Source organism: Nostoc piscinale CENA21 (assembly GCF_001298445.1).
Classification (GTDB): domain Bacteria; phylum Cyanobacteriota; class Cyanobacteriia; order Cyanobacteriales; family Nostocaceae; genus Nostoc_B; species Nostoc_B piscinale_A.
In genome coordinates this window covers 6,669,241-6,688,899 of the sequence record NZ_CP012036.1, presented here as the reverse complement: position 1 = coordinate 6,688,899, position 19,659 = coordinate 6,669,241, and the positions used below count along the sequence as shown (strand labels likewise).

19 protein-coding genes and 1 pseudogene are annotated in these 19,659 nt (G+C 40.0%); 9 read left to right on the top strand and 11 right to left on the bottom strand.

What is annotated here, in order from left to right:
• Positions 1-98: 98 nt before the first annotated feature.
• From ACX27_RS28840 to ACX27_RS28830, 3 genes are all read right to left on the bottom strand, one after another.
• Positions 99-1,652 carry a CPBP family intramembrane glutamic endopeptidase gene (locus tag ACX27_RS28840; protein WP_062297569.1) on the bottom strand — a complete coding sequence of 518 codons (1,554 nt, stop codon included), beginning with the start codon at positions 1,650-1,652 and terminating at the stop codon, positions 99-101.
• A gap of 142 nt (positions 1,653-1,794) precedes the next feature.
• A complete protein-coding gene (locus tag ACX27_RS28835) occupies positions 1,795-2,430 on the bottom strand; it encodes a Uma2 family endonuclease (protein ID WP_062297568.1) in 636 nt (211 codons plus the stop codon).
• Positions 2,431-2,775: 345 nt separating this feature from the next.
• Positions 2,776-3,159, bottom strand: a complete 384-nt coding sequence (locus ACX27_RS28830; protein ID WP_062297566.1) for a hypothetical protein — start codon at positions 3,157-3,159, stop codon at positions 2,776-2,778.
• 478 nt (positions 3,160-3,637) lie between these two features.
• On the opposite strand from ACX27_RS28830, the gene ACX27_RS31370 reads away from it, so the two are divergent.
• Complete coding sequence (locus ACX27_RS31370; RefSeq protein WP_083468865.1) at positions 3,638-3,829, top strand: CbtB-domain containing protein; 192 nt, start codon at positions 3,638-3,640, stop codon at positions 3,827-3,829.
• A gap of 65 nt (positions 3,830-3,894) precedes the next feature.
• The gene (locus tag ACX27_RS28825) at positions 3,895-5,196 is read left to right on the top strand and encodes a hypothetical protein (RefSeq protein ID WP_335337745.1); all 1,302 of its coding nucleotides are present in this window, start codon (positions 3,895-3,897) and stop codon (positions 5,194-5,196) included.
• On the opposite strand, the gene ACX27_RS28820 is transcribed toward ACX27_RS28825, so the two are convergent.
• Genes ACX27_RS28820 through ACX27_RS34710 form a run of 3 tightly spaced genes read right to left on the bottom strand, consistent with a single transcriptional unit; the run spans position 5,193 to position 7,246 of the window.
• Entirely contained in the window at positions 5,193-5,861 is a 669-nt protein-coding gene (locus ACX27_RS28820) for a tetratricopeptide repeat protein (protein ID WP_062297560.1), read from the bottom strand. The genes ACX27_RS28825 and ACX27_RS28820 overlap by 4 nt on opposite strands.
• A gap of 55 nt (positions 5,862-5,916) precedes the next feature.
• The gene (locus ACX27_RS34715) at positions 5,917-6,729 is read right to left on the bottom strand and encodes a divalent metal cation transporter (RefSeq protein WP_250635682.1); all 813 of its coding nucleotides are present in this window, start codon (positions 6,727-6,729) and stop codon (positions 5,917-5,919) included.
• Entirely contained in the window at positions 6,671-7,246 is a 576-nt protein-coding gene (locus ACX27_RS34710; RefSeq protein WP_250635681.1) for an Nramp family divalent metal transporter, read from the bottom strand. Before ACX27_RS34710 ends, ACX27_RS34715 begins: the two co-directional genes overlap by 59 nt.
• Before the next feature lie 245 nt (positions 7,247-7,491).
• Here ACX27_RS34710 and ACX27_RS28810 point away from each other — a divergent pair.
• Positions 7,492-9,469, top strand: a pseudogene (locus ACX27_RS28810) (heavy metal translocating P-type ATPase).
• Positions 9,470-9,552: 83 nt separating this feature from the next.
• Positions 9,553-10,212, top strand: coding sequence for a hypothetical protein (locus ACX27_RS28805; RefSeq protein ID WP_235526418.1), 660 nt, complete (start codon positions 9,553-9,555; stop codon positions 10,210-10,212).
• Positions 10,213-10,516: 304 nt separating this feature from the next.
• On the opposite strand, the gene ACX27_RS35920 is transcribed toward ACX27_RS28805, so the two are convergent.
• Both ACX27_RS35920 and ACX27_RS28800 read right to left on the bottom strand, forming a co-directional pair.
• The gene (locus ACX27_RS35920; RefSeq protein ID WP_418006476.1) at positions 10,517-10,804 is read right to left on the bottom strand and encodes a hypothetical protein; all 288 of its coding nucleotides are present in this window, start codon (positions 10,802-10,804) and stop codon (positions 10,517-10,519) included.
• A complete protein-coding gene (locus ACX27_RS28800; RefSeq protein WP_418006474.1) occupies positions 10,801-11,574 on the bottom strand; it encodes an aromatic ring-hydroxylating dioxygenase subunit alpha in 774 nt (257 codons plus the stop codon). The genes ACX27_RS35920 and ACX27_RS28800 overlap by 4 nt, the downstream gene beginning before the upstream one ends.
• Positions 11,575-12,184: 610 nt before the next feature.
• Between ACX27_RS28800 and ACX27_RS28795 the strand changes: the two genes are divergently transcribed.
• A complete protein-coding gene (locus ACX27_RS28795) occupies positions 12,185-12,724 on the top strand; it encodes a GAF domain-containing protein (RefSeq protein ID WP_062297557.1) in 540 nt (179 codons plus the stop codon).
• 33 nt (positions 12,725-12,757) lie between these two features.
• Positions 12,758-13,147 carry a VOC family protein gene (locus tag ACX27_RS28790; protein ID WP_062297555.1) on the top strand — a complete coding sequence of 130 codons (390 nt, stop codon included), beginning with the start codon at positions 12,758-12,760 and terminating at the stop codon, positions 13,145-13,147.
• A 56-nt stretch (positions 13,148-13,203) separates the two neighbouring features.
• Here the strand turns inward: ACX27_RS28790 and trmFO are convergent, their stop codons facing one another.
• Positions 13,204-14,523, bottom strand: a complete 1,320-nt coding sequence (trmFO, locus tag ACX27_RS28785; RefSeq protein ID WP_062298630.1) for an FADH(2)-oxidizing methylenetetrahydrofolate--tRNA-(uracil(54)-C(5))-methyltransferase TrmFO — start codon at positions 14,521-14,523, stop codon at positions 13,204-13,206.
• Between the two features lie 275 nt (positions 14,524-14,798).
• Positions 14,799-15,371 carry a hypothetical protein gene (locus ACX27_RS28780; protein WP_062297554.1) on the bottom strand — a complete coding sequence of 191 codons (573 nt, stop codon included), beginning with the start codon at positions 15,369-15,371 and terminating at the stop codon, positions 14,799-14,801.
• 723 nt (positions 15,372-16,094) lie between these two features.
• Here ACX27_RS28780 and ACX27_RS35045 point away from each other — a divergent pair.
• On the top strand, positions 16,095-16,229 hold the full coding sequence (locus tag ACX27_RS35045; protein ID WP_256364368.1) for a hypothetical protein: 135 nt from the start codon (positions 16,095-16,097) through the stop codon (positions 16,227-16,229).
• 3 nt (positions 16,230-16,232) lie between these two features.
• Here ACX27_RS35045 and ACX27_RS28775 read toward each other — a convergent pair whose 3' ends face one another.
• Positions 16,233-17,411 carry an AI-2E family transporter gene (locus ACX27_RS28775; RefSeq protein ID WP_062297552.1) on the bottom strand — a complete coding sequence of 393 codons (1,179 nt, stop codon included), beginning with the start codon at positions 17,409-17,411 and terminating at the stop codon, positions 16,233-16,235.
• A gap of 108 nt (positions 17,412-17,519) precedes the next feature.
• Here ACX27_RS28775 and ACX27_RS28770 point away from each other — a divergent pair, with 108 nt between their 5' ends.
• Together ACX27_RS28770 and ACX27_RS28765 are read left to right on the top strand one after the other, a co-directional pair.
• Positions 17,520-17,951 (top strand): hypothetical protein, encoded by a 432-nt coding sequence (locus ACX27_RS28770; protein WP_062297550.1) that lies wholly within the window; start codon positions 17,520-17,522, stop codon positions 17,949-17,951.
• 280 nt (positions 17,952-18,231) lie between these two features.
• On the top strand, positions 18,232-19,659 hold the full coding sequence (locus ACX27_RS28765) for an LCP family protein (protein WP_062297549.1): 1,428 nt from the start codon (positions 18,232-18,234) through the stop codon (positions 19,657-19,659).

Below are 19,659 nucleotides of genomic sequence, written 5' to 3'. Positions count from 1 at the left end.
ACTGAATACTGGATTTAGTAATTACTAGCAAAAAATCATGGCTTACGCAGATGTAACCAGATATTTTTTGCTACGGCAACCGTATTAAATATGTTTTATTAGTTACTACTGCCCAAGAGGAAAAGACTCAGTAGTGTGCCACTATTCCAGAGGCTGTGGAGTAGCATCGGAGCAAGGAGATTGCGCGATCGCGTGTACACTACTCCCAGAACAATCCCCAAAGCTGTCAAAGGTAAAACTTCTGACAAGCTCAGGTGAGCGATCGCAAACAACAAGCTACTAGCCACAATTGCGCCCCACACAGGTAAATAACGGGTGAGGGAAGGTAGCAAAAAGCCGCGAAATAAAATTTCTTCAAATACTGGAGCAGCGATCGCAGCTGTAGAGAAAAATATTCCTAATGCTATAGAATCTTGACTTTCTAGCGCCAGTTGCAATAACGGATTACTACCACCCTGCCCTTGCCAGAGTTTTTGATTAATCAATGACACCACCACAACTACAGGTAATGCGGTGCAGTAACCGCCTAATCCCCACAGCCACCAATTATCTTGGAGTTGGAATTTAAACCACAATCTTGGCAGAGGGAAAAACCGTTTGATGGAAAAATACATCACCGACAGCGCCCCCGCCGCCACCAAAAAGTAACTTACCAACACAGAGAAAGCTTGTAAGCGTACACCGACAATCGGGCGGGGAATTGGCAGTATAGATAATAAAATGGGAACAAAAACTTGTCCCATAAAGAAAAATCCCACAACAAAAACCTGGAGTATGGTTTCGCCATCCCAAGGTGTTGTCCAAACTAAATCTTCATTTTGTGCCAGTAAAGCTTCTTTTCCTTTCAGCAAGCGTTGTGTCAATAAGAAAATCAGTAGAATTGTGCCTATCAATGCTGCTAAGGCGGGGATCGTACCAATGAGGGTGAGTTTAAATACTGCTTGGGCTGCGGCTTCTTGCTGTGCAGCTTTGACTGCGGCTAAAGGTTCTTGACGCTGCTGGAGTTGGTATAGCTGAATCAAAGCCGTATTCTGAAACCAACCATCTAAATTCTTTTGAATTAGCTGTTGGGCATTGGGTAAGATTCGCGGAGGATTACTCCAAAGTCCACTTAAGATAGTGGCTGTATCTGCAAAATCGCTGCTGAGTTCTGGTTGTTGTAATTCCGCCCAAGTTTTCAAGGCTGTGTCTTGTTTTCCTTGTTGTACTTGTAAAATTCCGAGACGTAAATCTAACTCTGCGAGTAATTTTTGCTGTTGGTAAAGAGATTGCTGTACTTGTTTTTTGGTGAGTTCTGGAGATGCGCTAGTATCAACAGTGTCTTGTGGTAGAGGTTTAGCTGGAGAACTTAGCTGTGTAAGTTGGTTATTAAGCTTATCTAAATTAGTTTGTACAGATTTTTTGGCTTCTTGATATTGCTGCGTTGCATTTTCTAGGGGCTGATCTTCGAGGATGGCTTGGCGAATTACCTGAAAATTATCACCATTGCTATCTTCTGGCTGCCAAGCTTGGGCTTGCAGCGCAATATTGGTTTGATAAAGTTCCAGACGACTTTGGAACTGTGGTTTCTGCCAACTACTGACTAGCGATAAAGTTGCCAATACAACTGCTATCACAGTCGAAATGATTAAAACCAATCGTTTGAGAGTCATCTATCCCCCTTGGACGAACCAGAATATGCCCCTTGGGAATTATCGCAAGAAAAAGCAGGAGGTGGATAGATATGATCAAGATTGTGAGTCTACTTTACAAGGCGATCGCTCACCGCACCACAGGATGTTAAATTACAACTCACTATCCCTCTAGCGTACTTCTTACCCAAGTGCGAAATAATTTAAGTAAAGCAATTTCACCCATAGTTTTGCTTTGTTCGATAAATCGGCTCATATCACGCACTGAGACTATGGGAAAGGCCATGCTAAACTCACATTCAATATATTGCCCATCAACTAATTGATAAAATTTTAAATTCTGACCGTTATATCTCCATAGTTCAGAGATACCTAATGCGGCGTAAATATTAAACTTATTAACTGAACTACTGGTAATGTCAACTTCTATTGCTAAATCAGGTGGCGGATCAGTTTCTAAGTCTAAAGTTTCTCTATTTCTAACTCTTGATTCAGTTTGTATATAGTAACAGTTGTCTGGTTCTATGCCTCGTTTTAATAATCTTCGTTTTAAAGTTGTCGAACCAGCACTTTTAATTTCTAATGATAATTCCTCGACCAAACTAAATATTAACCGATCAAACTGAATTTTAGGGTTTTCATGTTCAAACAGTGGTGTCATAATTTCTAAAGTGCCGCAGTCATAAGCGAACCGAGAACCTCTATCTTCACCTGTATCTCTTAGCAAAGCTTCAAAGGTTTCCCAGCTAACGTTGTGCAGAACTGTTCTTTGTTCAGCAGGAGTTGACTTGGCAAGCATATAAAAACGTTGATTTTATCAGATTACTAGATAAACAAATTTTATCGTGTATATCTGTCAGATAGGAATCAATTAGTATATCTGACGTTGATTGAAGTTTTGGCCACCTTAGATATCATTCAGCCGTCAAATAGAATTGCTATATAGTATATGGTTACAAAAGCTTTTGGTTATTTGGCAGCATTAGATGTTACTGAGTATAAACTCAAGGCATACCCAGCAAATCTATGACCCTGATTATTTTCTAAATCTAAATACAATTTTTCCGACAGGCTTACGAAGATTTGAGTTTTTAAGCTGACATCGATTTTCTCATCAACTTCGCCAGCTTTTTCGACAATCGGCTTAGTATACTAAGTTGCCAGTACCACGTAATTGTCGCAAAGAATTGATGCAATAAGGACAGTCGCACTTAAAGATTCTAATTGCGGCATCACTTTCTTCATCTGTAAAATTCAATTCTGCAATGTTGGTGTCAGATGGCTGGGATGAAACCACCATAGATGTAGGTGCAGGAGGTGCTTTGGGATCTCTTTCGGAATCTCGAATACAGACAAAATCTTTCAAACCGTGGGGATTAGTAATGCAAGTGCGTCCATCGTTGGTGTGAATTAATTTTTGGGTGAGGTTCACAGAGGCGTGTGCTGGATGTATAACTGCCAATGTAGACATCAGGGAGGTAAAGATTGCGGAACTAGAAAGCAAATTCAGTACTAACTTCTTGCTCATATTTTTCCTCATAGAACAACTCTGATTGCCAAGCCTATCCTATTAGTTCTCGTTGGTCAAGATGATGTTGACAATAAATTATCAAAGATTACTCACAGTATTTACTTTATTGCTCTTCTTTGACTCAAGACAAAAAAAAACTCTTGTTCTTCATCTATCAAAGGAAGTAAAGTAATTGACTATTAAAACTTGTCACTAAAAAGCAATATAAAAGACAAACTAAGTCCATACAGTTAATAAGTATTTTCAAAATTTGTAGTCTATATAAAAACATAAACATACATGATTACACAGTGGTAAAATTTGGTTTATTATGCTATTTGCTTAATAGTCGGTTTTAAATAAATAGCTACCTTGAGAAATTGTGGATAAACTTCAGTTCAAACCTCAAAGGTGACAACTGTAAAGCGGATAAAACTACTTTTAGCTATCATTTTGACCGATGCGTTAAATTTTCTCTACTCATTCGAGGTATTTAATGACTACTCAAACTCATCCTTCAGTTTTACAAAAAACAGCAAGTGTGACTTTATCGACACCTGTGCAAGCCACACTCTATGTTTCTTTGTGTGCTTTGACTCTTTGGACAGTGTATTTTACGACTAACCCAGCTATTCACGATCGCGTACACTCATTACGTCACCACACTTTGCTAGTAGGCTGTCATTAGTAGCATTTTTGTATTAACCGATGGGGAAGTGGGGAGATAAGAAATTTAAACTATTTTCCCCATCATTGACAAAATCCATCAAAATGATTGCGATCGCTAGGGCTAGAGAAGCTAGTCTAGCCGCTTCTGGATATATGCTGAAAATCAAAAAGTTTAAGGTTTCTCTACTTGTTAGTAGTGTGGTTGGTTTGATGAGTGTTGGCTTTCATCACTCTGCGGGTTTGTCTCAGTTACCCCAAGCAAGGGTGCAATTAACTACGGAACCGCCAATTAGTCAAATCATACCTTTTGAGGCTGAAGCTAGTAAACCGCAATTGCCTGCCAAACTAACACTGCAAGCTGTAGATGCAGCAGGTAAACCATTAACAAATGCCAATATTAATTTAAAAATCTTCACTCCTGCGAAAAATCCTTGGTTGACTACGGATTTCCCCATCGTAGAAGGCACTAAATTATTAGATATACAAGCGATCGCTCCCCAAGGGCAACTGCAAGTCCAGCAAATTTTACCAATTCGGGGTAATTACCAACTACAAGTAAACATTACCCCTATAACGCCCAATGCGTTCACACCAATTCAACAAAACCTCAATTTATCAGTTCCCGAAAATCCATTTAAATATAGCAATTTTGCCATTCTCGCTATCATTTTATTGATAGTTGGTTTAGGTGGCGGTTGGGTAATTGGAGGAAGGCAAGAAACTCAACCAGGAGAAATCGCACCCCAACGGGTAAGATTATTGTTGAGTGGTGCCACTGTGGTGGCTATTGTTGCTTTATTAGCAGTCAACTTGAGTTCAGAAATAGCACAATCGCAGACATCTCATGGAGAACATCATAATCACCACGCATCTGCGACTGAACCGGAAGGAGAACATCACCATCACGGTTCTGCGGCTGAACCGGAAGTCTATAATTATGGCATTGTGAAACAACAAGGTTTAGAAGTGCAACTGTTGGGTGATGCGAGTGCGACAGTTGGCGAAACTGATAAATTACAAGTGCAAGTTGTAGATGAAAAAACCAAGCAGCCTGTTTCTGATGTGTTGGTAAACATCAAAACCAAGTCACTGGAAGATGGCTGGGTTCCCTTCGCTTACCAAGGTATTCCAGATGCAAACGGGAGACTATCTTGGGAACAGCAATTTTTTGATGGCGCACCTCATAATGTTTTGGTAGAAGTTTCGCCTCAACCAAACGCATCACGTCAGTTTTCACCACTGCGGGTGCAGAAAAATGTGGATGTCGAAGGAGTTGCGCCACCTGTGTCAATTCGCTTAATTGTGCTGGCTTATCTCACCGGGATCATCATTATTGGTTTGTTAGTGGGAATGCAACTCAAACGCAAACTGACACCGCAACACTAACGTTGTACCTGTTGGATTAAAGTTTGTGTTTGTTGGTAGCTTACGGTGTCGCCTTGCTGACGAAACAGTGTTGCTGCTTGCTGTAAATCCGCGATCGCGTTACGCTGATCTCCTAAAGCATATTTAGCCAGTCCGCGATTACCGTAAGCATCTGCTAAATTTGGATTCAAACTAATTGCTTGGCTAAAGTCAGAAATTGCGGCTTGGGGATTTTGTTGTTTAAAGTAAGCCAATCCTCGATTATAGTAAGCATCTACAGACTGCGGATCAATTTTGATTGTGCTGTTAAAGTCCGCAATTGCTTTTTGTAAATTTCCCATTTGGGCATAAACCGTTCCCCGACTATTATAAGCATCTATATGATTGGGATTGAGTTTGAGTGCTTGATTAAAGTCGGTAATTGCGGCGCTTAAGTCTCCAATTTGCGATTTGGCTAAACCCCGCAGACAAAAACCTTCGTAAAATTTGGGATTTTGCTGTACTACTTTGTCAAAATCTGCGATCGCTGCCTGAAAATTGCCTTGTTCTAACTTCTGTACCCCTTGTTGATAAGATTCTTGAAAATTTGTTTGATTATTTGGTGTCTTGGCATCAACAAGTGTAGGTGTTACAGCCAATAAAATTGTAATTCCCAAAACTGCAACTTTTTGCCGGATATGCTTCATAATTCTACCCCTTCACCCTTGCAGTACTAGTGAGGATTTTTCCTCTTTAATTATTTTAACCAAATAACCAACCAGAAATAGTTTGCACTAACAACCAAGCATTTAAAATAATGATGGCGATCGCTACTAACCATGATAAGCTTTTTAACCACCAAGGATTCACAAATTCACCCATCAAGCGGCGATTGCTGGTAAACATGACTAACGGCACTACGGCAAATGATAGCTGCAAACTTAAGATTACTTGGCTAAAAACTAATAAATTGCTTGTACTTTGTTCACCAAAATAAATAATAGAAATCAAAGCAGGTACAATTGCAATTATTCTTGTTAAAAATCTGCGTAACCAAGCTTTCATGCGTAAATTTAAAAAGCCTTCCATGACAATTTGTCCGGCTAAAGTTGCAGTGAGGGTAGAACTTTGTCCAGAAGCTAATAAGGCTAAACCAAAAATTGCACTAGCCGCATTTACACCCAACATGGGAGAAAGTAATTTATAAGCATCTTGAATTTCTGCAACATCCTGATGTCCAGAAAAGTGAAATGTTGCTGCTGATACAATTAATATTGCAGAATTAATTAAGAGTGCAAAACACAAAGCAAATGTCGAGTCAATTGTACCAAATTTAATCGCTTCCCATCGCTTTTCTGTAGTTGGTTGCCAAGCGCGAGTCTGCACAATTGAGGAGTGCAAATATAAATTATGTGGCATAACTGTAGCACCCAAAATGCCAATAGCAATATATAGCATTCCTGGATTTTGTAAAATTTCAACTTTGGGAGTATAACCTAATAAAATCCCGCCCCAATCAGGACGCGAAAACATAATTTCTAGAGCAAAACATAAACTGACAGTTCCTACTAACATAATTACTAAGGCTTCTGTGTAGCGAAAGCCTTTTTTTTTGTAGTAATAATAATACAAATACATCTAATGCTGTAATGCACACACCCCAACTTAGGGGAATACCAAAAAGTAATTGTAGCGCGATCGCACTTCCTAAAACTTCTGCTAAATCACAAGCCGCGATCGCAATCTCACACAACAACCATAAACCAAAACTCACACGCGGGCTAAAATAATCTCGACAAGCCTGGGCTAAATCTTTTCCCGTCGCTACCCCTAACCGCACACACAGCGATTGCATTAAAATCGCCATCAAGTTAGAAAGCATAATCACAGTTAGCAGTGCATAGCCAAATTTAGCCCCACCAGCTAAATCAGTCGCCCAGTTTCCCGGATCTATATATCCTACAGAAACTAAATATCCTGGCCCCGCATACGCCAAAAGTTTTCGCCAAAAACTTTTGGTCTTGGGAATTTTGATACTGCGGTAAACTTCGGGGAGGCTTGGCTTTTTCGCCGTATTATCCAAAAAAGGCATTTGTGTAGACTCTAATTTTCATAATTCTCTCATAATTTGACAAAAGTTTGACATAGTGGCATCTTTCCCCAGGTGAATTTATCCATATTCACATTGACTGAAACTTTCTCACATCATTTATTACAGTCATTCAACTAGTGATTGATAAAGATTCTCTTTCTTAAAATTTTAACTTGCATAAAATAGTAATTTCTCATAAATTTGAATATACGCTCATATATTAAATAAACTAGGATTTCGCCAAAATGCAACATAAAGTACATTCAGAGCATTCCCATTGTTGCGGTCACGATCATCATGAAAATCATAACCATAATCATGAGCATCATCATGATGATAATCATAACCATGACCACGGCGGAGAATTTATTTTCAAAAATGAGATATATTCTCTAATTGTGATTGGTGTTTTGTATATATCTGGGCTAGTTTTTGAACAACAATTACATAACACGCCTTATGCAATTGGCGAATACTTATTTTTTATTCCCGCCTACCTTCTGAGTGGTTGGACTGTGTTAAAAACCGCAGGGCGAAATATCCTCAAAGGTAGAATTTTTGATGAAACATTTTTAATGACAATCGCCACACTGGGAGCTTTAGCAATTCATAAATTACCTGAAGCTGTAGGTGTGATGTTATTTTATAAAATAGGTGAATTATTTCAGGATGTCGCTGTCAGTCGTTCGCGTAACTCTATTAAAGCTTTATTAGAAGTACGCCCAGATTATGCCAATATTGAAACACAAGGCAATATCCAAAAAGTATCTCCAGAAGCAGTAAAAATTGGAGACATCGTAGTTATTAAACCAGGCGAAAAAATTCCTTTAGATGGAGAAGTTATTAACGGAACTTCGCAAGTTGACACATCCGCTTTAACCGGAGAATCTGTACCACAAACCGTAAGGGTTGGCGATATAGTATTAGCTGGTTCAATCAATCAAGTGGGATTACTCAAGATTCAAGTTACAAAACTATTTAATGAATCTTCCATCGCCAAGATTTTAGACTTGGTACAAAATGCCAGAAGTAAAAAAGCAGAAACAGAAAAATTCATTACCAAATTTGCTCGTTATTACACGCCAGTAGTTGTATTTATCTCTCTGGCAGTCGCCATATTACCACCTTTACTAATTCCTGGAGCGACATCTTCTGAATGGGTTTATCGGGCTTTGATATTATTAGTAATTTCTTGCCCCTGTGGATTGGTTATTAGTATACCTTTGGGATATTTTGGGGGAATTGGCAGTGCAGCCAAACGCGGTATTTTGATTAAAGGTTCGATGTTTTTAGATACCTTAACTATAGTCAAAACAGTAGTGTTTGATAAAACAGGGACTTTAACTAAGGGCGTATTTAAAGTAGTAGAAATTGTGCCATTTAACGGCTATAGCGAAAAAGAAATACTAGAATTAGCCGCCAAAGTAGAAGCTCATTCCAATCACCCTATTGCTCAATCAATTCGAGCAGCATACGCTGAAGAGTTTGATATATCAGAAGTGTCAAATTATGAAGAAATAGCAGGTCATGGAATTAAGGCAAATGTAGGCAATAAGCTAGTATTAGCAGGAAGCGATCGCCTACTCCACCAAGAGCATATTATCCATCATACCTGTGATGTAAAAGGCACAATTGTACATTTAGCAGTAGATAATATTTATGCTGGATATATCATCATTGCAGATGAATTAAAAGCCGATGCGAAAGCAGCCATTCAAGCACTCAAAAAAAATCGGCGTAGAAAGAACAGTGATCTTAACAGGAGATAATCAGGCGATCGCGGCTCGGATTGCTCAACAAATAGGCATAGATACTTATATCGCCGAGTTATTACCAGAAGAAAAAGTCTCAGCAATTGAAAAGCTAATTAGCACTAATCAGAAACATGATAAAGTTGCTTTTGTCGGTGATGGCATTAACGACGCACCTGTGATTGCTAGAGCCGATGTTGGTATGGCAATGGGTGGCTTAGGCTCAGATGCAGCCATCGAAACTGCCGATATCGTCATTATGACAGATGCACCTTCTAAAGTAGCCACAGCAATTCAAATTGCCAGAAAAACCCGCCAAATAGTTTGGCAAAATATCGGTTTCGCCTTAGCAATTAAAACTGCATTTATTGGCTTAGGAATTTTAGGTGTAGCAACTATGTGGGAAGCTGTTTTTGCTGATGTTGGTGTAGCATTGCTGGCAATTTTTAATGCCACCAGAATTATGAAATAGTCAGGGAACTGTCTGCTATAGGAGTCGTCAATTTAACTCCTACTATTTAATAGAGAAATCAAGTGAATCTACCAATCAAAAACATGACAACAGCTGTGTTAGCTTTACTAATTAGCTACTCAGCTAACCCAGCCGTTGCACTACCACAAAATAACTCTCATAATTTCACCATTGCCCAATCACAACTGCTAAAAGATACTTTAATTGTGCCTGGTGAAAGAGTCGGGCCGATTACCCGCAAGACTACCAAAAAAGATTTAGTCAAGCTATTTGGTACATCGCGTTTAACTGATAAAACCATTTCTGGCCCCGAAGGAATCGGTAGTTTTGCCGCTACTCAGTTAAACTTAGGCCGAGAGCGATCGCTTTTGGTAGTCTGGAGTGATAACACTCGCACTAAACCGCTAGATGTGCGTAATTTAGGGACTGCTTGGAAAACCCGTGAAGGTATTGGTGTTGGTACGCCGTGGCGCGAGTTACGCCAAAAATTAGGCAACTTTAAACTTTATGGACTGGGTTGGGACTATAGCGGTACGATTTTGCTAGACAGCAGCAAACTATCCCGTTATCAAGGAAAACTCATCCTCCGCGTAGACTCTACACCTAATGCTTACCAAAAATACCCCCAAGACTATCAAGCCATTCTCGGCGATAGTACTTTTTCCTCTAGTAATTCTCACTGGAAACCTTTAGGGATGAGAGTGTCTGAGATGATTGTCATACTTAACCCCAGTCAGTATTAAGGGATTTCATCATTTACAGACAAAGGAGACATAAGTCTTGTTGAGTCAAAAAATTGGATGATTTATTTTTTGGAGTTTCGCTGGCATATTAGTAGGAATGAAAATTTTATTGCTTACCGACATAAAAAATAGAAGCTCAAGTTAATTAGTGTCTATTTATACCATTTTCGATTCTGGAAATCGCTATACTTATCTTTAGGTTCTACCTGGGAATGATGAAGTGGCTTTGCCACTTCTTTTTATTTGAGCCATATCCCATATAAAAGTCAAAAGTCTGATTTAACTTTTCACCTTTTAGCATTACCTAATCATTAGTCAAATCATCACGCCATTTATTGCGGTTTTCTGGAGGTTCAACCTCACGTACTCTCGCTAATTGCCAAGTTCCCCACATCAATGGCTTTTGTCTTTCAATATGGTTAATAAACTGCACAATAGAGTGATCTGCTTTGATGGGTATTTTTAAGTCAAAGCGAATAGTTTGGAAAATCTTACTATCGCCTTTAACAAAATGTATACCCACAAGCTTGGCTAACCACAGCACAAATTGATTAAAAAAATTTCCCCAAAATTCCCCGACGTTTTTCATCATAAAATAGTTTGCCCTTCTGTTTTCCCCTCTGCTAAAAGACGTAGAGCAAACATGATATGTAAACCTAAAAAATCAGGGCCAAGTGTGACTATACTAGTACTGCCATACCAATAGCAAATACTGTAAGTAATGGGATGCTTTGAGAAAGCGCGAATAATTTTAGTAAAATTAAAATCTCTCCTTGGGTCTGTAATATTTGTGAAAATAATAGCATTATGATGATATTCCTGTTTCTCAAAAACAATGTCTAATCCTAGTTGATGAACTGTATTAAAATGTTGAGCATCAATTGCATTCATCATCACTACATTAGGATGACAGTTTTTGACAAAATGAAACCCAAAAGCTACATCAAATTCATATTCTGCTAAATCTGGAATATATGGTAATCGATGTTGTGGTGTTTCTCCAGTCCAAATCCAAATCATGCCATATTCTTCATCTGTCGGCCAGGTTTTTAACTTAATGGGTAATGGCTCATCTAAACAAGGAATTTCTACACAAATTCCCTGTTCATTAAATTTCCAATGATGGAAAAAACAGCGTAATTCGTTACCTTCCACTTTACCTTCTGCAAGATGAGCGCCCATGTGAGGACAGTAAGCATCACAAATAGCTACTCTTTTGTCTTGACCACGATAAACAACTAAATTTCTTCCTAAAATAGTAACAGGCTTTACTTCTCCTATTCGCAGATTTTGAGATGGCATTACCCAATACCAGCCCTCAATAAAACGCTCTGGATGATTAAAAATTTTAGGTTTACGCATCGAAATGTTATTCTGCGAGTTAACAGTTATTTGTCAACTTCACTAGAAGTGAAGCGGTTCTTCTAGAAATATCATTTCAAACAATAAGAAACAGTTATTTTGAGTACTAGGAAAAACATTATGAAAGCTAGTCGAGTAGCTTTTGGGATATTCGGAGTAAGAGAAAGTTCAATTTGTAGCCAACTAGTATAATTTGGTATTTGCTAAAATCTAATGATTATCAATGATTGTAAAAATGAAACTACGTAAAATCCGAATTAACTTTGAAATATGCTAATTTTGTCTGTAATTTATAATTGATATTTAGTTTTAGTTGTTCTGCAAGATATAATATGTTATTCCTTTACCATGACTGTGCTGCTGCATAAGTACTAGGTAATCCGATTCACATCAAATTAGTAAGATGTATGTTTGAATGTTTTTTATTTCAGAAATACTTTATCAAGTAAAGCTTAAATTAATCCAACCAAAAATCTGTTACTCGACTGCTAATCCTGATGGATCTGTAAAATAAAATACTTAATATTTACTTTAGAAATCGACTCTCAGATGTTGGATAAATTACTATAAAATTTCTACAGACTTGACTTAACTCGTCATTAGTGGAACTGTGCAAATTCATTCTCACCCCGAATTTGACCCTAGATCAAGCCAATCTGTTGAGCAGGGGTTACGAAGAGTTTTAGAGCGCCTTGTCAGAACAATGCAGCGCGATGCTTTGATTCGGCAAACAACTCATGAATTGAGAGAATCACTCCAGGCTGATCGCGTAGTCTTATATTACTTTTATTGGCAGTGGCATGGCCAAGTTACATTTGAATCCTTAAGTTCAGAGAAATATTCGATTTTGGGTTCCACAGGGGCAGATAATTGTTTTACCAATGAATATGCAGCTTTATATTTGGCTGGTAGAGTAAGAGCGATCGCAGATACTAACCTTGAACCTTTACTAGGTTGTCACCGTGAGTTTCTCCACAGCATCCAGGTACGCGCCAACCTAGTAGTGCCGATTTTAGTTCCTAAAGGTTTGTGGGGGTTGCTAGTCGCTCATCAATGTCAAACACCCCGTATTTGGTCGCCAGCAGATATCAACTTAGTGCAAACAGCAGCGAAAACTCTCGCCACCGACGCGAATATTTTAGGAAGTTAAATTACTAGAACTGTGCTGATAGGAGAATCAAATATGAAACTGGGTTATACAATTATCTGGGTCAATGATGTCATTAAAACGGTGGAATTTTACGAAAAAGCATTCGGGCTAGTGCGTCGTACCCTAAAAGAAACAGATAAATCGATTTGGGCTGAAATGGAAACTGGCGAAACCACTTTAGCATTCTCCGCAACCAGTGAAGCCGAAACATTATTTCCAAGTGGTTTTCGCAGTCATGATCCTGCACAACCACCAGCACTAATGCAACTTTCATTTGTCACACCGGATGTTGGTACAGCTTATATGAAAGCGATAGGCGCAGGTGCAAAACCTTTAGATGCACCCAAAGCCATACCAGGGGGACAAACAGTTGCGCGTGTCCGTGATTTGAATGGTGTGCTGGTGTCGTTAGTGAGTGCGTGAAGGAGGCAGGAGGCAGGGGGAATAGAATCTTTAACTCAGCACTCAGCACTCCTCACTCAGCACTCTAATTGGACTTTCCAGTTAGCTAAGTCTGCCAAAGAGCGATCGCGGTAACGTCCATAACGCTCTGGCTTACCTTTAATTTTCACACCTAAATCTGGCAAAATTCCAAAATTAGGCGGCATTGGTTGAAAATGTTTCGGTGAAGCTGAACTAATAAACTCTAATAGCGCCCCTAGCATTGTTGTAGGCGGTAAAATCAAAGGCTCTTTACCCAAAGCCAAGCGGGCGGCATTAGTTCCCGCCAACCAACCACCAGCCGCCGCCGCCGTGTAACCTTCCGTACCAATTAACTGTCCAGCCGCTAGTAAAGTGGGACGTTGTTTAAATTGCAAAGTAGGCTGCATCAGTTGGGGTGCATTAATAAAAGTGTTGCGGTGCATCACTCCCAACCGCACAAATTCTGCCTTTTCTAAACCCGGAATTAGTTGAAAAACTCGCTTTTGTTCACCCCAACGCAGATTAGTTTGGAAACCTACCATATTCCACAGTTGTCCGGCTTTATCTTCTTGACGCAACTGCACCACAGCATAGGGACGTTCCCCAGTCCGGCTATCTGATAAACCGACTGGTTTTAAGGGGCCATAACGCATTGTATCTTCGCCCCGTTGTGCTAATTCTTCAATTGGTAAACAAGCTTCAAAAAACTTGGCTGTTTCCCGTTCAAAATCTTTCAATTCTGTTTGTTCTGCTTGACACAGTGCTTGCCAAAACTGCAAATACTGTTCTTTATTCATGGGGCAGTTCAGATAAGCGGCTTCACCTTTGTCATAGCGCGATGCCATAAAGGCAATATCACGGTTAATTGACTCACCAACAATAATGGGACTAGCCGCATCAAAAAAGCTCATGTAATCCATTCCCGTGAAGCGGCGCAAGTCTTCTGCCAATTCAGGACTAGTTAACGGCCCGGTTGCTAACACCACAATGCCTCCAGGAATAGCCTTGACTTCACCGCGCCGAAATTCTACTAAAGGATGGTTCGATACAGTTGCGGTTAAATCTTGACTAAATTGGCCTCTGTCTACAGCCAACGCCCCACCAGCCGGCACTGCGTGTTCATCTGCTTTAGATATGACAATAGAACTTAATTGTCGCAGCTCTTCGTGCAGTAATCCCGCCGCGCGATCGCTCGCCATCGCCCCAAACGAATTACTACAAACCAACTCTGCCAAATGTTCTGTGTGATGGGCAGGACTGAAACGTTGAGGGCGCATTTCATGGAAAATAACAGGTACTCCAGCTTGAGCAATTTGCCATGCTGCTTCTGTTCCAGCTAGTCCACCTCCAATTACTTGTATCGGTTGTTGTTCCATAATCATCTACGTGCGTCTGCGTTTATCTGCGGTTAATTACCACTGTAGTGTATTAGTTCATCATATAGAGTTAGGGATGGGTTATTGGTAATTCCCAAGATGCAGGGATAGTGTATGTCCCCGCCGGATAAGGCAACACTCAGGAGTTAAGGTGATTTTCTGGTAAGCTTTTCAGTATTTTAAGAAAGCATATTGAGGCCGCAGGGGGCGAGAAAGAGGGTTTTCAGCTGTTCTCACCATGAAAATGGTGCAATTTATACGACGATTAGCTTAGTTCACTTTTCTGGAGAAATCTTGGCAGAGTAGATATGCCATTGACGCTGCTTTTGAGTTGAGCCAGGAACGTTATTAACTCGTCGCAGCACATAACTACCGTGAAATCTCTGAGGAGTTCCATTGGTAGTAACAGCAGTAACCGTAACTGGAATTTCAATGTATAACGAGCCTGCTGCCCCTTCTATGGAGCCTGGTTTTCCAACCTCTTCGGCAACAGATGCAGTGTTAGCAAAACCTTGCTGAAATTCCTCATAAGATTGCTTGCTGGCCGCTCCGTCTCCATCCCAAGCCAAGTAAGCTTGTTTATAGTCTTGACGAGCGATCGCATCATAATAATCATGGATGACTTGAACTGCTTGTTGCTCAAGCGACTTATTATCCGCAACATTTTGTACAGGAGAAACTGATGCTGAATTGGAGTTGGATGTATCCGAAGTTTGGCTAACAATGGATGGTAGTTGTGATTTAGCAGAGTTATTGCAGGCTGTGATGGCCATTGCCAGCAATATAGCTCCAATAAATTTACGGTGTTGTTTTAACCAGATTAATAAATGAAAATTGATTTTTGACAAAGCTATCTCCCGAAAAGTCTGTTTTTCTGTTTTTCTAAATTCAGCTTACTGCAAATATATCTATTACGAGTTTGTCTAATCAAATATGACTTTAGTCATGAGTATATTTGTGACTTTTGTAAGAAGCTATTTGATTTGAGAAGGATTTTAATAAAACTAATCATCTACCAAACAGTTAATCATTCAACAAATTCAATTATTTACTGCCCGATTCTTAGTAAAAGTTAAAATATTTCCGGTTTTCATGTTTTTATCTAGTAAAAGTGACAGAAATTAAATTTTCTTAGGTGCAAACAGCAAATGAGCTATTATAATTTTAATGACCATTTTTGGTCTCCCAAGCAAGTCTGCGTTCAATCAGCAAAACTAAAATCTGAGGATAATTCTCGCAAAGTAAGTTTTACAAGCATATTGTTTATAATATTTATAAGTATTTGGTCAGCACTTTTAATAAAAATTTTTATAGAAATTAGTAATAAGCAATTCAATATGGGAAAATTAAACACAAGTTCTTCACTTAATAATTGCTTAATGCTTAAAAGTGAGAATAGTCACCAAATTCATTGTTCTAAATTTCCCAACGAATAAACTATATAGTTAATAGAAGATTGACCACATAATTATTAATTCATAGTTCGTAAGGACGGATTGACCCAGATCATCGTCAATCATCAACTTATATCGTCAACTCGTATGTACAAGCTCCCATCAAAATTAAAGATTTTGATGGTCGTAGGGGCGAACAATGCTCAAGCAAAATCACTTGCACCAGATTTGACTAAAAAGCGATCGCACCCACTCATGCGATCGCCATCACAAAAATACATAAATTTTATTTACCCTTTGAAACCACCCTAATTATTAAGGTAAGGTCGGTTCCGAAAAACTCAGGGGGTTTTTGACTTCAGGTTTGGGTGATTCATCGGCTACGCTGGTGGTTGATTTATCGCATTTTGCGGTGGTGTCATCGGTTTCACTGGTTAACCTCCCAGGACGGAGGGCGACTAATGCAGTTTTGACAATCACAGCCGTAGGTACAGCGACAATTACACCCAACAATCCGCCAATTCTGGCACCAGTCAAGACAGAAATTAGTATCCACACTGGGTTTAAGCCAGTAAAACTGCCTAATATACGCGGCGCAATTAAATTTTCTAAAATTTGCTGCACAATTACGGCTGCGAGTAGTACTCTGGTTCCCATCCAAAAGTCTTGCAACGCCACCAATGAAGTCGTGAGAATAATCCCCACAGAACCGCCAAAGGGGACAAGCGCCATAATCCCAATCGTCAAGCCGAATAACAACCCAAACGGCACCTTGAGCCATAAAAAGGCAGGAATTAAGGCGGATGCCATACAGGTAGATAAAATTAGCTGGGTGATAAAAAAGTTTTGGAAACTGAGGCGGACTGTTTGGGAGAAAGGTTCCCGAAATCTGGTGGGTAGCCATTCTACTAAACTTTGCCAGAGTTCATCGCCATGCTGCAAAAGATAAAAAGTCAAAACCATTGTCAGCAGAAAATCGAGCAAGCTGGTGAAGGTGACAACAGCCAAGTTGAGGACTTGTCCGGCGATCGCTTGTAACTGCCCCTTGACGCGATCATTGATTTGGACTACAAGTGCATCAAGGTTAATTGGTAAGCCGAAAACTTCTGCTTTCTCATTTAACATCATTAACTGCGATCGCCCAGAATCAATTAACTCTGGTATGCGAGCCACCAGTTGTTGCGCTTGGGTGAGGGCTAGGGGAAACAGAGTCACGCCCAATGCTAACAAAATTGATAACGCTAATAAAAACACCAGCACAGCAACTTGCTCTCGTTTTGCCCCGTGGCGTTCCATCCAGCTAACAGGGTAGTTAAGGAGAAATGCCAGTACTGAGGCTCCGACTAAAATAACTATTAGAGAATGGAAATAATCAAAAATTGCCGAAAGCGCCCACCCATTGAGGACTAGCACTGGTGCGAACAGAGCGATCGCTCCGATTCGCGCTATTGGTGTTAGGGTCTGCCACCAGTCGATTAGCTTGCGTGTCTGCATCTTTAGCCGCTTGCGAGATAAAACTAAATAAAATCTTTCTCTAAAGCCTATTATCTCTAACTACATTACAGTCTTTCATCCCTCTAGTTTAGGATTAGACTCAGCCAAATGGAAAATTTTGAATCAATTCATGATTCTTCCGGGAGAGAAGAAAGGAATCAGCCTACTTCACCTGAAATTTTTAGTCAAAACTCCCGCCTTAATCAAATCAATTTGCTGATTTATGTCATCCCAGTGATTGGGGTGCTGCCATCTCTGTGGACTCTCTACCGTCGTCAAGGAAGTCGGGAACAACTAATAGTTAGCCGTCAGTCTGTTACTATGACATTTGCTTGGCTATTAGCTTATCTCCTATTAGCAACTGGATCAGCATCTTCGGAATTTTTTGCCTTGCGTTTATTAATACTCAATAGCTTTCTGACATCTGGTTATTTTTTAGTGAGTATTTGGCTAATTTTTCGGATTATTCGCGGTCAATCTAGTCGTTTACCAGGGTTGAGCTACTTAGCCGAGCGAGTCTTGGGCAAGTATTTATCGTGATGCTGTTGTGTCAATCTCTAGACGGTATTTTTACTGAATTTTTATCTAATTACAAATTATTTCCTAGCGGATCTAGTCAAACTGACTTATTGTTGTCATACTTCAATAAAACATATCAGGATTTGCCTCAAAAAAGAAAAATCCTGCTATAAGTGTTGTGGTTGACATAATAGCGAAAAGTCAACATGGTTAATTAAGAGTTAACTATTATGAGTTGATTATTTGCATACTGATAAGGGTGCAAATTTACCGAATTTAATCAGCAAGTGTGAGGAAGTCTGTGACCATTCAAAGAACTTCGGCGGAAGAAAACCACTCAAAAACCCCCAATATGAAGGGCAGAAAGTCAATAACCCCTAAATCGGGACGTTGGTTGTGGTTCTGGGTCGGTATGAGCGGCATTGCAATGGTGTCAGCAATGGCTGGTGCTTTGTTGGCGGTTTCTTTAACTAGCACGCCGTTACAGCAAGCCGATCTCAGCCCCCAAGAAGAAGCCGTCTTTGACAGCGATGCGATCGCTGGTGGTGGATTGCGCTTTTCTGAATTAACTCGTCCGGTGAATCTTTTAGTCATGGGGATGAGTGTACTACCTCCCGATGTCCAAAATCCTCCCGAAGAAACCAAAAATCTCCGCTACTTGCCCCAAGTCAACTCTTTTGATGGTCTTTCGGATGTCATGCTGTTGGTCAAATTTGACCCCCAGACCAAAAAAATAGTCATGCTTTCGATTCCTAGAGATACGCGCACAGAAATCGAAGGGCATGGAACAAGAAAAATTAATGCTGCTAATGTGGAAGGCGGCCCGGCTTTAACCGCCAAAACCGTCAGCAATCTCTTGGGCGGGGTTGGTATTGACCGCTACATTCGGATTAATGTTTTGGGAGTTGCTAAACTCATTGATGCTTTGGGTGGCGTTACAGTTTATGTTCCCAAAGATATGAAATACCAAGATGATTCTCAACATCTATATATTAATTTAAAAGCAGGCAAGCAACATCTCAACGGCGAGCAAGCACTACAATTACTGCGTTTTCGTCATGATGAATTAGGTGATATTGGTCGGATTCAACGCCAGCAAATGGTCATCCGTGCCTTGACTGACCAAAGTCTCAACCCTGCTACTCTAGCACAGATGCCTAAAATTCTGAATGTTGTCAAAGAACACATTGATACTAACTTAACGGTAGAAGAATTAGTTGCTTTATTAGGTTTTGGTGTGCGGACTAATCGCTCCAACATGGAGATGTTAATGCTACCAGGGCGCTTTAGCGAGAAAGGCGAGTATGATGCCAGCTATTGGTTACCCAGTAAAGATAGCATTGCCAAACTCATGGCTAAACAATTTGGTTTAGAATCAAATACTGAAAATACTGAGCCACAAGTAACTGATCCTAGTTCTGTGCGAGTTGCCATTCAAGATAGCACAGGAAGCGATCGCGCCGCCCTGCGGCCTTTAATTCGCGCTTTAGAAAGGGCTGGTTATCGGAATGTCTATATTGCCAAGCCGTGGAATGAACCATTAGAAGTCACTCACATTGTTGCTCAACAAGGAGATGGCAGTAGTGCTGAATCAATTCGGGATCTTCTGGGAATTGGCGAAGTTCGGGTTGAAAGCACTGGTAGTTTATATTCTGATGTCAGCATTCAAGTAGGCAAAGATTGGCTACAACACCAAATGCCTTTGGATGATTCGACTCAATCTTATTAG

Coding starts and splice junctions, on each gene's coding strand:
- ACX27_RS34710 (WP_250635681.1), bottom strand. CDS start 7,246: ATGCCTTTTTTGGATAATACGGCGAAAAAGCCAAGCCTCCCCGAAGTT.
- ACX27_RS31370 (WP_083468865.1), top strand. CDS start 3,638: ATGACTACTCAAACTCATCCTTCAGTTTTACAAAAAACAGCAAGTGTG.
- ACX27_RS28830 (WP_062297566.1), bottom strand. CDS start 3,159: ATGAGCAAGAAGTTAGTACTGAATTTGCTTTCTAGTTCCGCAATCTTT.
- ACX27_RS28835 (WP_062297568.1), bottom strand. CDS start 2,430: ATGCTTGCCAAGTCAACTCCTGCTGAACAAAGAACAGTTCTGCACAAC.
- trmFO (WP_062298630.1), bottom strand. CDS start 14,523: ATGGAACAACAACCGATACAAGTAATTGGAGGTGGACTAGCTGGAACA.
- ACX27_RS28840 (WP_062297569.1), bottom strand. CDS start 1,652: ATGACTCTCAAACGATTGGTTTTAATCATTTCGACTGTGATAGCAGTT.
- ACX27_RS28820 (WP_062297560.1), bottom strand. CDS start 5,861: ATGAAGCATATCCGGCAAAAAGTTGCAGTTTTGGGAATTACAATTTTA.
- ACX27_RS28775 (WP_062297552.1), bottom strand. CDS start 17,411: ATGCAGACACGCAAGCTAATCGACTGGTGGCAGACCCTAACACCAATA.
- ACX27_RS35920 (WP_418006476.1), bottom strand. CDS start 10,804: ATGATGAAAAACGTCGGGGAATTTTGGGGAAATTTTTTTAATCAATTT.
- ACX27_RS28790 (WP_062297555.1), top strand. CDS start 12,758: ATGAAACTGGGTTATACAATTATCTGGGTCAATGATGTCATTAAAACG.
- ACX27_RS34715 (WP_250635682.1), bottom strand. CDS start 6,729: ATGTTAGTAGGAACTGTCAGTTTATGTTTTGCTCTAGAAATTATGTTT.
- ACX27_RS28800 (WP_418006474.1), bottom strand. CDS start 11,574: ATGCGTAAACCTAAAATTTTTAATCATCCAGAGCGTTTTATTGAGGGC.
- ACX27_RS28770 (WP_062297550.1), top strand. CDS start 17,520: ATGGAAAATTTTGAATCAATTCATGATTCTTCCGGGAGAGAAGAAAGG.
- ACX27_RS28805 (WP_235526418.1), top strand. CDS start 9,553: ATGACAACAGCTGTGTTAGCTTTACTAATTAGCTACTCAGCTAACCCA.